At 57.8% G+C, this 12,532-nt stretch carries 11 protein-coding genes; 8 read left to right on the plus strand and 3 right to left on the minus strand.

The window, feature by feature from the left end; all coding sequences use genetic code 11:
- Window positions 1-46: 46 nt before the first annotated feature.
- The 8 genes from RSE16_09825 to RSE16_09860 all read left to right on the plus strand — a co-directional run bounded on the left by RSE16_09825 (window position 47) and on the right by RSE16_09860 (window position 9,406).
- Entirely contained in the window at window positions 47-1,579 is a 1,533-nt protein-coding gene (locus RSE16_09825) for an acyl-CoA carboxylase subunit beta (protein WRH75010.1), read from the plus strand.
- Window positions 1,580-1,588: 9 nt separating this feature from the next.
- Entirely contained in the window at window positions 1,589-1,849 is a 261-nt protein-coding gene (locus RSE16_09830; protein ID WRH75011.1) for a hypothetical protein, read from the plus strand.
- On the plus strand, window positions 1,846-2,283 hold the full coding sequence (gene mce, locus RSE16_09835; GenBank protein WRH75012.1) for a methylmalonyl-CoA epimerase: 438 nt from the start codon (window positions 1,846-1,848) through the stop codon (window positions 2,281-2,283). The genes RSE16_09830 and mce overlap by 4 nt, the downstream gene beginning before the upstream one ends.
- Window positions 2,284-2,341: 58 nt before the next feature.
- A complete protein-coding gene (locus RSE16_09840) occupies window positions 2,342-3,124 on the plus strand; it encodes an enoyl-CoA hydratase-related protein (GenBank protein ID WRH75013.1) in 783 nt (260 codons plus the stop codon).
- A 47-nt stretch (window positions 3,125-3,171) separates the two neighbouring features.
- Window positions 3,172-5,298, plus strand: a complete 2,127-nt coding sequence (gene scpA, locus RSE16_09845; protein WRH75014.1) for a methylmalonyl-CoA mutase — start codon at window positions 3,172-3,174, stop codon at window positions 5,296-5,298.
- Window positions 5,295-6,302: a biotin synthase BioB gene (bioB, locus tag RSE16_09850; GenBank protein ID WRH75015.1), complete on the plus strand. Its 1,008-nt coding sequence runs from the start codon at window positions 5,295-5,297 to the stop codon at window positions 6,300-6,302. The genes scpA and bioB overlap by 4 nt, the downstream gene beginning before the upstream one ends.
- Window positions 6,303-6,513: 211 nt before the next feature.
- On the plus strand, window positions 6,514-8,535 hold the full coding sequence (locus tag RSE16_09855; protein ID WRH75016.1) for an acetyl/propionyl/methylcrotonyl-CoA carboxylase subunit alpha: 2,022 nt from the start codon (window positions 6,514-6,516) through the stop codon (window positions 8,533-8,535).
- A 4-nt stretch (window positions 8,536-8,539) separates the two neighbouring features.
- Window positions 8,540-9,406 (plus strand): aldose 1-epimerase, encoded by an 867-nt coding sequence (locus RSE16_09860; GenBank protein WRH75017.1) that lies wholly within the window; start codon window positions 8,540-8,542, stop codon window positions 9,404-9,406.
- Between the two features lie 62 nt (window positions 9,407-9,468).
- On the opposite strand, the gene RSE16_09865 is transcribed toward RSE16_09860, so the two are convergent.
- Genes RSE16_09865 through RSE16_09875 form a run of 3 tightly spaced genes read right to left on the minus strand, consistent with a single transcriptional unit; the run spans window position 9,469 to window position 12,415 of the window.
- Window positions 9,469-10,239, minus strand: a complete 771-nt coding sequence (locus RSE16_09865) for a cyclase family protein (GenBank protein ID WRH75018.1) — start codon at window positions 10,237-10,239, stop codon at window positions 9,469-9,471.
- Entirely contained in the window at window positions 10,236-11,312 is a 1,077-nt protein-coding gene (locus tag RSE16_09870) for an aminoglycoside phosphotransferase family protein (protein WRH75019.1), read from the minus strand. The genes RSE16_09865 and RSE16_09870 overlap by 4 nt, the downstream gene beginning before the upstream one ends.
- Window positions 11,309-12,415 carry a hypothetical protein gene (locus RSE16_09875; GenBank protein WRH75020.1) on the minus strand — a complete coding sequence of 369 codons (1,107 nt, stop codon included), beginning with the start codon at window positions 12,413-12,415 and terminating at the stop codon, window positions 11,309-11,311. The genes RSE16_09870 and RSE16_09875 overlap by 4 nt, the downstream gene beginning before the upstream one ends.
- Between the last annotated feature and the right edge of the window lie 117 nt (window positions 12,416-12,532).

The following is a 12,532-nucleotide window of genomic DNA, read 5'->3' on the forward strand; positions in this document are numbered from 1 at the left end:
TGAAATGCGCTTTCGAAACGTCAGTCACAGACGATGTGGGGTAAGAATGTCCGCAAATATCGCCGAATTGGAAAAACGTCGCGCTCAGGCCTTGTTGGGCGGCGGACAGAAACGCATCGATGCGCAGCACGCCAAAGGCCGCCTTACTGCGCGGGAACGGCTGTCGATCCTGCTTGATGAAGGCAGCTTTGAAGAGATCGACATGTATGTCGAACATAACTGCACCGATTTCGGCATGGAAGCGACCAAGTTTCCCGGCGATGGCGTGGTCACCGGCAGCGGCACGATCAACGGTCGCCTCGTCTATGTCTTCAGCCAGGATTTCACCGTTTTTGGCGGTTCATTGTCCGAACGCTTTGCGCAGAAAATGTGCAAGGTGATGGACATGGCGATGAAGGTTGGCGCGCCGGTGATCGGCCTGAACGACAGCGGCGGTGCCCGCATTCAGGAAGGCGTGGCGAGCCTTGGCGGCTATGCCGAGGTGTTTCAGCGCAATGCGCTGGCATCGGGCGTGGTCCCGCAGATCAGCGTGATCATGGGCCCTTGTGCGGGCGGTGCAGTCTATTCACCTGCGATGACCGACTTCATCTTCATGGTGAAGGATAGCAGTTACATGTTCGTCACCGGCCCTGACGTGGTGAAAACGGTGACCAATGAGGTGGTGACGCAGGAAGAGTTGGGCGGCGCAGTCACGCACACCAGCAAATCGGGCGTTGCCGACAATGCGTTTGAAAACGATATCGAGGCACTGCTTGCGGTGCGCGATTTCTTTGACCTTTTGCCCGAAAACAACCGCAGCGGCGTTCCCGAGCGGCCGACAATGGACCCGTGGAACCGTGAAGAGCCAAGCCTCGACACGTTGATCCCGGCCAGCGCGACCCAACCCTATGACATCAAGGAGCTGATTTCCAAGGTCGTTGATGAGGGCGATTTCTTTGAACTGCAGCCCAATTATGCTGCGAACATCGTGATCGGTTTTGGCCGGATCGAAGGGCGCACAGTGGGTATTGTTGCCAACCAACCGCTCGTGCTCGCGGGCGTTCTTGATATCAACAGCTCCAAAAAAGCCGGCCGCTTTGTGCGCTTCTGCGATGCCTTCGAAATTCCGATTATCACTTTTGTTGATGTTCCCGGCTTCCTTCCGGGCACGAGCCAGGAATATAATGGCATCATCAAAAATGGCGCGAAGCTGCTTTTTGCTTATGCCGAGGCGACCGTGCCAAAGATCACCGTGATCACGCGCAAAGCCTATGGCGGCGCTTATGACGTGATGGCGTCAAAGCATCTGCGCGGTGACCTCAACTATGCCTGGCCGACCGCAGAAATTGCGGTGATGGGGGCAAAGGGTGCGGTGGAGATCATCTTCCGTTCCGACATCGGCGACCCTGAAAAGATCGCCGAGCGGACCAAGGAATATGAAGATCGCTTCGCCAACCCGTTCGTGGCCGCGAGCAAGGGTTTCATCGACGAAGTGATCTACCCGCATTCCACGCGTCGGCGGATTGCGCTGGGGCTTCGTAAACTGCGCAACAAGCAGTTGGAGAACCCATGGAAGAAGCACGACAACATTCCGTTGTGAGGTATGGCGATGGAATGGCTTTGGGCGTTCTTTGGCTTTGTATGGACATATCTGGTTGGTGGCGCTGCTTTGTGGAGTTGGAGAGCGCCTGACCGCTGGGCGGAACGAGGTTTCGTAAATAATGGACTCGGCAACACGATTGTAATGAACGACAACCCTAGAGCCTTCCGTTGGGTAAGTTTTCAAATGAAAGTCTTTGCTTGTTTATTGGCAGCGATGGCGGTCGGCGGGGTAATTGTAACGATAGGATGGGTTTGGAAAGCATTATGAAACTAGGCCGTCTCAACCATATTGGCGTCGCAACGCCCTCCATTGCCGACAGCATCGTCTTTTACCGCGATGTAATGGGCGCGACGAAGATCCATGATCCGTTCGACCTGCCCGAGCAGGGCGTGAAGGTCTGCTTTGTTGATACACCGGGTGCCGATGGCGCGCTCAACGGCACGCAGATTGAACTGGTCGAGCCGCTGCCTGGAAACACCTCGATCCAGGGCTTCCTCGACAAGAACCCTGCGGGCGGGCAGCATCATGTCTGTTACGAAGTGCCCGATATTCATGTCGCGAAGGCTGAGTTTGAGGCGTTGGGTAAGCGCGTGTTGGGCGAACCCCGCATTGGCGCGCATGGGACGCTGATTTTCTTCGTCCATCCCAAAGACATGGGCGGGGTTTTGACCGAGATTATGGAGACGCCGAAGGAGCATTGATCCTTCACCCTCCCTTCCAAGGGAGGGACTTACAGTTTGGAGAGGACAGGAGAACGAGATGACCTACGAAACGATAACGGTGGATGTCACCGACAAGATTGCGACCATCACCCTCAACCGTCCGGAGCGGATGAATGCATGCAGCCTCGACATGGCGGGCGAAATCAATGACGCACTGTCAACTTTGGGTGATGCGCGCTGCCTGATCATCACAGGCGCGGGTCGGGGCTTTTGCTCCGGTGCAGACCTTCAGGCGCGCGGAGGCAGGTCAATTTCAGGCGGTGAGGGCAGCTACATTGCGCTGACTCGTCATTATAACCCCTTGATGGTCAACCTTGCCCGGCTGAATATGCCGATCATCACCGCCATCAATGGTGCAGCAGCCGGTGTCGGATGCTCGATCGGCCTTGCAGGCGATTTTGTGATTGCGGGTAAGAGCGGTTATTTCCTGCAGGCCTTCGTCAACATCGGCCTCGTCCCCGATGGCGGCGCAAGCTGGATGCTGCCGCGCATGGTCGGCAAGGCGCGCGCGACTGAGATGATGATGCTCGGCGAAAAAATCAGCCCGGAAAAGGCGCTTGATTGGGGCATGATCTACAAGGTCGTTGAAGATGCGGACCTGCTGGCTGAAGCCCGTGCGCTGGCCACCCGTCTCGCTAATGGCCCGACGCTTGCCTACGCCACGATGCGTAAGAACATCCTTGTCGCCATGGAAAACAGCTATTCCGAACAGCTCCTCGCTGAGGCTGAAGGGCAGCGGATTGCAGGTTCTTCGGAAGATGCGGTCGAGGGCGGCATGGCGTTCCTTCAGAAGCGCAAGGCTGAGTTTAAGGGACGTTGAATTGAATGATCCTTTCCCTTCCGGGGGAGAGGGAATTGAGGGTTAAGATGGCAAGCTACGACGACTGGAAAAAAGCGGCAGACAAAGAGGTCAAGGGCAAGGACCTGACCTTCCACACGCCCGAAGGCTTTGCGATCAAGCCGCTCTATACGGGTGAGGATGTCAGCGCCGATCCGGGACTGCCCGGCTTTGCGCCCTTCACCCGCGGCGTGCGCGCGTCCATGTATGCCGGGCGTTCTTGGACAATCCGCCAATATGCGGGCTTTTCCACTGCCGAGGAATCCAACGCCTTTTACCGGCGCAACCTAGCAGCCGGGCAAAAGGGACTGTCGGTTGCCTTCGATCTCGCCACCCATCGCGGCTATGACAGCGACCATCCGCGCGTCGTTGGCGATGTTGGCAAGGCAGGCGTCGCTATCGACAGCGTTGAGGATATGAAAATTCTGTTCGACGGCATCCCGCTCGACCAGATGTCGGTTTCGATGACAATGAATGGCGCGGTAATCCCGATCCTCGCCTTCTTCATTGTCGCGGGCGAAGAGCAGGGGGTGTCACAGGCGCAGCTTGACGGCACCATCCAGAACGACATCCTCAAGGAGTTCATGGTCCGCAACACCTATATCTATCCGCCCGAGCCATCGATGCGGATCGTTTCGGACATTATCGCTTATACCTCGGCCAACATGCCGAAATTCAACAGCATTTCGATTTCCGGCTATCATATGCACGAAGCCGGGGCGACGGCGGTGCAGGAACTGGCCTTCACCATTGCCGACGGCAAGGAATATGCAAAACGCGCCATGGCGTCGGGGCTGGATATCGATGCCTTTGCCGGGCGCCTCAGCTTCTTCTTCGGCATTGGCATGAACTTCTTCATGGAAGTCGCCAAGCTGCGCGCGGCGCGCACGCTCTGGTGGCGGGTTATGGACGGGCTGGGTGCCAAGGACGAACGATCCAAAATGCTGCGCACCCATTGCCAGACGTCGGGCGTGTCGTTGCAAGAGCAAGACCCATATAACAATGTCATCCGCACCACGGTGGAGGCGATGGCAGCGACCTTGGGCGGAACCCAGTCGCTCCACACCAATGCGCTGGACGAAGCGATCGCGCTACCGACGGACTTCTCCGCTCGCATTGCGCGTAACACGCAGATCGTACTCGCCGAGGAAAGCGGGATCACCAAGGTCGTCGATCCGCTGGGCGGTAGCTATTATGTCGAGGCGCTGACCCAGATGCTGGTCGATGATGCCTGGACAATCATCGAAGAGGTCGACGCCGCCGGCGGGATGACCGCCTATGTCGCCACCGGTCGCCCCAAGGCCATGATCGAGGAAGCCGCCGCTGCGCGGCAGGCGCGTGTCGACAAGGGCGAGGATGTGATCGTCGGCGTGAACAAATACCGCCTCGAAAATGAAGATCTGCTCCAGACGCTAGAGGTCGATAACCATGCGGTTCGGGATGCTCAGATTGCGCGGATCAAGCGGGTGAAGGCGGAACGGGATGCGTCGAAATGCCAGGCGGCACTCACAGCGTTGGCAGAAGGGGCAAAGGATAGCTCCAACCTCCTCGCACTTGCCGTCGATGCCGCCCGTGCCCGTGCCACGCTGGGTGAGATTTCGGATGCGATGGAGGCTGCGTTCGGCCGCTATGGCACCACGCCAACACCTGTGAAGGGCATTTATGGCAGCGCGCATGAATTCGACCGACGCTGGGCGCAGGTGCTTGATGGTGTAGCGGCCGTTGAACGCCGGCTTGGCCGCAAGCCCAAGTTGCTCGTCGCCAAAATGGGTCAAGACGGACATGATCGCGGTGCCAATGTGATTGCATCGGCCTTTTCAGACATGGGCTTTGACGTTGTCAGCGGGCCATTGTTCCAGACACCGGAAGAAACCGTGGTTCTCGCGCTTACCGAAAATGTCGACATTGTTGGCGCGTCCAGCTTGGCTGCCGGGCACAAGACGCTGATCCCTGAATTAATCCTATTGTTGAAGAATGAAGGCCGTAGCGACATCAAGGTGATCGCAGGCGGCGTCATTCCGCCGCAAGATTATGACTATCTGCGCGATGCGGGCGTGCAGGGCATTTATGGCCCCGGAAGCAATGTTGTCGAGTGCGCGGCAGATGTGCTGCGGTTGCTGGGGCACAATATGCCGCCTGCGGGAGAGGATGCTTGACCGTAAGAACCGACTGGACCCGCGAAGAGATCGCCGCCCTTTTTGATCTGCCGTTTGACGAGCTGGTCTTTCAAGCGGCGACCGTCCACCGCGCGCATCATGCCGTGGGTCAGATCCAGCTATGTACCTTGCTCAGCATCAAGACCGGCGGCTGCCCTGAAGATTGCGGCTATTGCAGCCAGTCGGTGAAGGCCGATAGCGGTGTTGAGGCGACCAAGCTGATGGAAGTGCAGGCTGTGCTTCAAAAGGCCGCACAAGCCGCTGACGCCGGTTCGCGGCGCTTCTGCATGGGTGCGGCATGGCGCAACCCTAAGGACCGCGATATGCCCGCGATTGTCGAGATCGTGAAGGGCGTGCGCGCGATGGGGATGGAAACCTGCATGACGCTTGGCATGCTTTCGCCAAAACAGGCGGATATGCTCGCAGAGGCGGGGCTCGATTATTACAACCACAATATCGACACATCGCCCGAGCGCTATAATGATATCATCACCACGCGGACGATGGACGACCGGCTCGATACGCTGGCCGAGGTGCGTCGCGCTGGCATCAATGTGTGCAGCGGCGGCATTGTCGGCATGGGCGAAACCCGCGCCGACCGCGTGGGCTTCATCCACACGCTGGCGACCTTGCCAGCCCATCCCGAAAGCGTGCCGGTCAACGCGCTGGTGCCGGTGAAGGGCACCGTGTTGGGCGACATGCTTGCCGACACGCCTCTGGCGAAGATTGACGATATCGAATTCGTCCGCACAATTGCGGTGGCGCGTATCACGATGCCGATGAGCATGGTGCGGTTGTCGGCGGGGCGTGAGTCAATGTCCGAGGCAACGCAGGCTTTGTGCTTCATGGCGGGTGCGAACAGCATCTTCACCGGCGACAAGTTGCTGACCGCCGCCAATGCAGGCGACGACAAGGACGCGGCATTGATGGCGAAACTGGGGCTGGTGCCTATGGAGGCAGAGGAACCGCTTAGGGCGTGTAAGGCGCTGGAGGCAGCGGAGTGATCGCAAAACTTACGAAATTGCTTGTTCTATCGGTTATTTGGTGGAGCTTTTCCGCGTTTGCCGTCCTGATTACAATCGTTGGACCCTGCGGTATGGGCCCTGACGCAACCTGCGCTACCCGCAGCTTCGTTCCAATCTGGCTACCGTTAATTGCGGCAGTTTCAGGATACGCCGCTCTTATATTTCTTATGTTACGACGTTGGAGTCGCTGATGTTCAAAAAAATCCTTATCGCCAACCGTGGCGAAATCGCTTGCCGGGTTATCAAGACTGCGCGCCGCATGGGTATTGCCACCGTCGCCGTCTATTCGGACGCCGATGCCCGCGCACCCTTTGTTCGCATGGCGGATGAGGCGGTGCATATCGGGCCTTCGCCTGCCGCACAGTCCTATCTGATCGCCGACAAGATCATCGAAGCCTGTAAGGCGACCGGAGCGGAGGCCGTGCATCCCGGCTATGGTTTCCTGTCGGAACGCACCAGCTTTGCCGAGGCGCTGAAGGCTGAGGGCATCGCCTTTATCGGCCCGCCGGTGAATGCGATTGCCGCGATGGGCGACAAGATTGAATCCAAGAAACTGGCGATGGCGGCGGGCGTCAATGTCGTCCCCGGATTTGTCGGCGAGATTGAAGATACCGAACATGCCGTGCGCATCTCGAACGAGATTGGCTATCCGGTGATGATGAAGGCCAGCGCCGGCGGCGGTGGCAAGGGCATGCGGCTTGCCTATAGCGAGCAGGAAGTGCGCGAAAATTTCGAGAGCGTGAAGCGCGAGGGCCTGAATTCATTCGGCGATGATCGCGTCTTTATCGAGAAATTCATCCTCAACCCGCGTCATATCGAAATCCAGATATTGGGCGACCAGCATGGCAATATCCTTTACCTGAACGAGCGTGAATGTTCGATCCAGCGCCGCCACCAGAAGGTAGTGGAGGAAGCGCCTTCGCCTTTCGTCACGCCCAAGATGCGCAAGGCGATGGGTGAACAATGCGTCGCGCTCTCTCGTGCGGTAGGCTATTATTCTGCCGGCACGGTTGAACTTATCGTTTCCGGCGCAGACCCGACCGGTGAAAGCTTCTACTTCCTTGAAATGAACACCCGTTTGCAGGTGGAGCATCCCGTGACCGAAGCGATCACCGGCATCGACCTTGTCGAACAGATGATCCGTGTGGCCGCCGGCGAGAAACTTGCCCTCACGCAGGATGATATCAAGATCGATGGCTGGTCGATCGAAAACCGCGTTTATGCAGAAGACCCCTATCGCGGTTTCCTGCCTTCCACCGGTCGGCTTACCCGCTATTGCCCGCCTGTCGAAGGCTGGACTGACGATGGCAGCGAGAATGGCCGTCGCGGCATTGATGGTATCCGCGTTGATGATGGCGTCTATGATGGCGGTGAAGTGTCGATGTTCTACGACCCGATGATTGCAAAGCTGATCACATGGGGCAAGACACGTGATGAAGCCGCCGACCGGCAGATTGAGGCGCTTGACCGCTTCGAAATTGAGGGGCTTGGCCACAATATCGACTTCGTCAGCGCGATCATGCAGCATCCGCGCTTCCGCTCCGGCGAACTCACCACCGGTTTTATTGCCGAGGAATATCCAGAAGGCTTTGTTGGTGCGCCTGCTTCTGAAGATCTGGTGCGTAAATTGTGCGCAATTGCAGGCATTGTCGCGACCCGCAATTCGGAACGCGCGCGCCATGTAGATGGCCAATTGGGCACGGTTCTTCCTGCGATCCGTCACTGGCAGGTGTCGGTCGATCAGCAGAAGCATGACGTCTTCGTCCATAATGGCGAAGTCACCGTAGATGGCGTCAAGATGGAGCTGGATACCGACTATGCACCGGGCGCACGGCTCATAAAGGCAGTGGCCGATGGCGAAAATATTGCGGTCAAGCTGGCTAAATCAGGCTCGGGTTTCAAAATGACCGCCCGGGGAGCAAGCCACAAGGTCGTCTGCTTGCCCGAACATGTCTCGCCGCTCGCCGAATATATGATCGAGAAGATCCCGCCCGATCTTTCCAAATATCTAATTTGCCCGATGCCTGGCCTGATCACCGCGATCCATGTCGAGGCTGGCGATAAGGTCGAGGCCGGGCAGCCGCTGGCAATTGTCGAGGCGATGAAGATGGAAAACATATTGCGTGCCGAAAAGGCAGGAACGGTGAAGAGCGTCAATGCAAAGGCTGGGGAAAGCCTTGCTGTGGATGCGATCATCCTGGAGATGGAATAACCGCGTGGCAGATGAGGTGCTGGCGATCAGAGCCGGTAACAGCATCTGCCATGTCGCGCCTGGCCTGGGCGGGGCGCTTGCATCGTGGGAAGTCGATGGGCAGCAAATGTTTCGCGCTGCTGCGGAGCAGGATATAGCCTCGGGCAATATTGCTGGCTGCGCATCCTTCCCCTTGGTTCCTTATTCAAACAGGATCGGCTTTGGACGGTTCGACTGGAATGGGCGGACCGTAAAGATTGAAGAAAATGCGATTTCGCGGCCACACGCCATTCATGGCGTTGGTTGGCAAGAGGCTTGGGCACCCGTTCATCATGGGGCGGCCGATCTAACGCTTCAGCTGGATTTCGCCGGCGATGCGCGCTGGCCTTGGCCGTTCCGTGCCGAACAGCAGATAGAGTTAATCGAAGACAGCCTCATTCTCCGCATGAAGGCGACAAATCTCGCCGACGAAATCGCCCCACTCGCCTTTGGACATCATCCCTATTTCGATGCCAAGGCCGCCAGTCTTCAGTTTTCGGCAGGCTTGTTTTACCAAAGCGGTGACGATCATTTGCCAAAGAGGGCGATCGCCCCCGCCGGCGAAGTGGATTTTTCTTACAAAAGAAGCGTTGGCGCATCCGCGATAGACAATGCCTATGCCGACTGGAGCGGTGTGGCGAGGGTTGCCTGGGAAGGGCGATCACATATGCTTCAAATCACATCGTCCCTTTCCAATGCCGTGCTGTACACGCCAAAGGGAGCCGATTTCTTTTGTTTCGAACCCGTGCCACATATCAATAACGCGCTTAACAGAGCCGATTGCACGATGCCGGCTATCGAGCCCGGATCAGCCTTTGAAGGTCATATCCGCTTCACAGCCATCCGGGTTTGAGCGCGTTTCCAACCCCGCAGATTGGAAAGAAAGCGGCGGGAAAGCCCGCCCCATGCACCGATCTAGCTATCGAGGATAGCTACGGCCCTGATCCAGCCTGCGCTGGCGCGTTCAATTTTCACGGGAAAGCAGCTGAACATGAAACCGGTTGCGGGAATTGCGGATAGGTTCGCCAGCTTCTCAATCTGATAATAAGGTTGGATGCGGCCTGCCTTATGCCCCTCCCAGATGATGGATGGATCGCGCTTTTCCGCCCAGCGTTTTGCAGTATGCGAAAAGGGTGCATCCCAACTCCAGGCATCGGTGCCTACCACCTGAACGCCGCGCTCGGTCAGGTAAAGCGTTGCCTCGGCGCCCATGCCGCAGCCCTGATCGGTGAAGTTGTCGGTGCCATATATTGCGCCGGACTGAACGAGAACGATATCGAGCGGTTGCAATTGATGACCAATCCGCGCGAGCTCCGCCTCCACCTCAGCAGCGCTGATGACATGGCCGTGCGGGCGATCCGAAAAGTCGAGTTTTACGCCGGGGCGGAAGAACAGGTCCAGCGGTGCCTCGTCGATCGACGGGGCAGGGGTGGCGCCACTATCGGTCGTCGAATGATAATGCCACGGCGCGTCCATATGCGTGCCATTGTGCGTGGAAAGCGTCAGCGTTTCGACCGCCCAACCCTCGCCATCGGGCAGGTCTTCGCGGGTTAGCCCCGGGAAGAACATCGCGATCTGCTCCCATGTGCTCTCATGCGTCATATAGGTCACTTGCGGACGCATGACGGGCGGGTCGGAAATCACATCATTGGTGATCGGGATCGACAGGTCGATGAAACGGCTCATGCAGGCAGCGCCCTTTCTTTATGATAGAGGACCATCGCGGCAGAGCGGCGCGCCATCGCAAGGAACATATCGTCGCCGCGATCAGTGCGCTCGACAACCATGGCTGCCGTTACGCCCATCAGAAAACCTGCAACCGAGGAACGGCAATAATCATCCTCGATATGGACCAGATCCTGTTCTCCTATGCCGCGTGCGAGCAGGCCATCGCGGTAGCGTTGTACCAGTTCGGTCTCGAGCAAGCCGCGGTTTTCCGGCTCAAATGCTGTGCCAGCATAGTAAGCAATATCGCCGACGCCCACACCGACGCCCGTGGTTTGCCAGTCGACAATGACGATAGGCTTTGCGGAATCGGCAGGGTTGAACAGCATGTTGTCGGGGCGGAAATCATTGTGCGTCAGGCAACGCGGGCTCAGTCGCCGCTCTGCATTGGCGTTGAGTTTTCCCAAAAAAGCCTCACCAACACGGCGCATGTCAGCGCTCACCCGATCGCCATAACGGTCGCAAAAGGAAGGCCAGAGCATGTTGAGCAGAACATCGCCATCAAGCGCGGGCGGCACAGCTTTGGTCCCATTGGGCCAGTCAAGCGTGTCAAGCATGGGGTCGCCCCACCAACCCGCATGGATGCTCGCGGCTGCATCAACAGCCAACAACGCCTCTGCGCGGGTCGGTTCGGCCAACTGGTTACCCTGCACATGATCAGGCAGGTCATGCATGATCAGGGTGAAGGCGTGGCTTTCATCGTCAAAGGCGATGTAGAGATGGTCAGGAACCGCCATCGGCCGCTTGCCCGCAAAGCTTTGGTAGAAGCGGCTTTCCCGCAAATAGGTAAGGTGCGATTTGCCGGTTGTGCGGCTGAGCTCGTCTTCGGATGGCAGCTTTGCGACCAGCGTCGGCGGGCAATTGCCGTGCTCGCCGGTGAAGCCCAATGTCAGGCGGTAAGTCGCGCCAACCTGGCCGGTGCCAATTCTGCGCGCCTCGACGGAGGACACTGTGACATCATGACCGCGCCCTCGGAGCAAATCGCTCAGCCATTCAGGAGTCAGATCTGTGAGCGTAAGGACCGGTTCGGTCATGCGCTCGCCCCGTCGATCAATCCCTTGAAGCCGCTGGGGCCATGCACGCCGATGACTAGCTGTTCGACAATGCCGATGCCATCCGCGCTTGCGCCGCCGCCTTCATGCCGGGCGCGTGCGACATGCTGGATGTGAAGGTGGGGCAGCAAGAGCGGATCGAGATCGGCGGGGCGGAAATCTTCCCGCGCAACCGCCAGCTCTCCCTTGAAACCTCCATGTGTCCATTCTGGGTGGCCATAGCCAAGACCTTTCATCATGAAGAGGTCGATCGGTTCCCAAGTAACGCAATGTTCACGCCCGCCATCGTCGCGCACATCCATTCGGGCTTGTGCGGCATGCCGCTTGCCCGGCTGCCAGCCGATATGGAAACGGTCATCATGCAGATGTTGCCCGCCTTCCTGATTGGCACCATCCATCATCAATGTCGCGCGCCGGTTCCATGGAACGCCTTTTTCGTCTTCATTGACATGGGCATAGAGGGACAGGTTTGGAAAATTGGTTGGTGCCCAGAGCCAGTAAAATTGCGGCATGACAGGCGGGACGACGGGTTGGGGATCTTGCGCACCGATTGGCCGGACGCCCCAGCTGCGATCACGCGTGCCAAATGCGCCTTCATAGCTTTCGCGTTTGCCATCAACCTCAACCCATCCGCTGACATGGCAATTCACGGTAAAACGGGTGAGATCCATGAACATGCGCGTACCGTTGCGCCGGGTGAAGCGGGGTTCCTGAATTGGTGCCGAACGGCCTTCGAACAGCAGATCGGCCGAAATGCCGTCATGGTTGTTGACTACCAGCCGGACCGATTTCAGCGGCTCAACCACTTCAATTCGGATAGGCCCACAATCCATGTCCATCCGCTCATATCCAAGGATGCGTGAGGCATGAACGCAATGCTGGGTGCCATCACGAATGATCGAAAAATGCGCGTCGGCAATATTGAGGTGGGGATAGACGCCAAATGCCGCGCCGAAATAGCCGGAGCCGTCGGATCGATACCCGCAAAAGAAAAAGCGATCGTAGAAATTCCGGTCGGTGCCCGAAAAGGCGATCGGTTCGGCTGTCTGGTGGATTGGATATTCGTCGCCCTTGGTCAGCATCATACTCTCCCTCGTTCTCCACAACGAACGTTAATCGCTCACTTAAACAAGCGCAACAAGGCTTGAACCGCGAAGCGTTGCAACTAAGAAGGAGACCAAGCAAAGTTTTAGGAGGGGCGA

It is taken from the genome of Sphingobium sp., from assembly GCA_035196065.1.
Taxonomy (GTDB): domain Bacteria; phylum Pseudomonadota; class Alphaproteobacteria; order Sphingomonadales; family Sphingomonadaceae; genus Sphingorhabdus_B; species Sphingorhabdus_B rara.

Coding starts and splice junctions, on each gene's coding strand:
- RSE16_09825 (WRH75010.1), top strand. CDS start 47: ATGTCCGCAAATATCGCCGAATTGGAAAAACGTCGCGCTCAGGCCTTG.
- RSE16_09830 (WRH75011.1), top strand. CDS start 1,589: ATGGAATGGCTTTGGGCGTTCTTTGGCTTTGTATGGACATATCTGGTT.
- mce (WRH75012.1), top strand. CDS start 1,846: ATGAAACTAGGCCGTCTCAACCATATTGGCGTCGCAACGCCCTCCATT.
- RSE16_09840 (WRH75013.1), top strand. CDS start 2,342: ATGACCTACGAAACGATAACGGTGGATGTCACCGACAAGATTGCGACC.
- scpA (WRH75014.1), top strand. CDS start 3,172: ATGGCAAGCTACGACGACTGGAAAAAAGCGGCAGACAAAGAGGTCAAG.
- RSE16_09855 (WRH75016.1), top strand. CDS start 6,514: ATGTTCAAAAAAATCCTTATCGCCAACCGTGGCGAAATCGCTTGCCGG.
- RSE16_09865 (WRH75018.1), bottom strand. CDS start 10,239: ATGAGCCGTTTCATCGACCTGTCGATCCCGATCACCAATGATGTGATT.
- RSE16_09870 (WRH75019.1), bottom strand. CDS start 11,312: ATGACCGAACCGGTCCTTACGCTCACAGATCTGACTCCTGAATGGCTG.
- RSE16_09875 (WRH75020.1), bottom strand. CDS start 12,415: ATGATGCTGACCAAGGGCGACGAATATCCAATCCACCAGACAGCCGAA.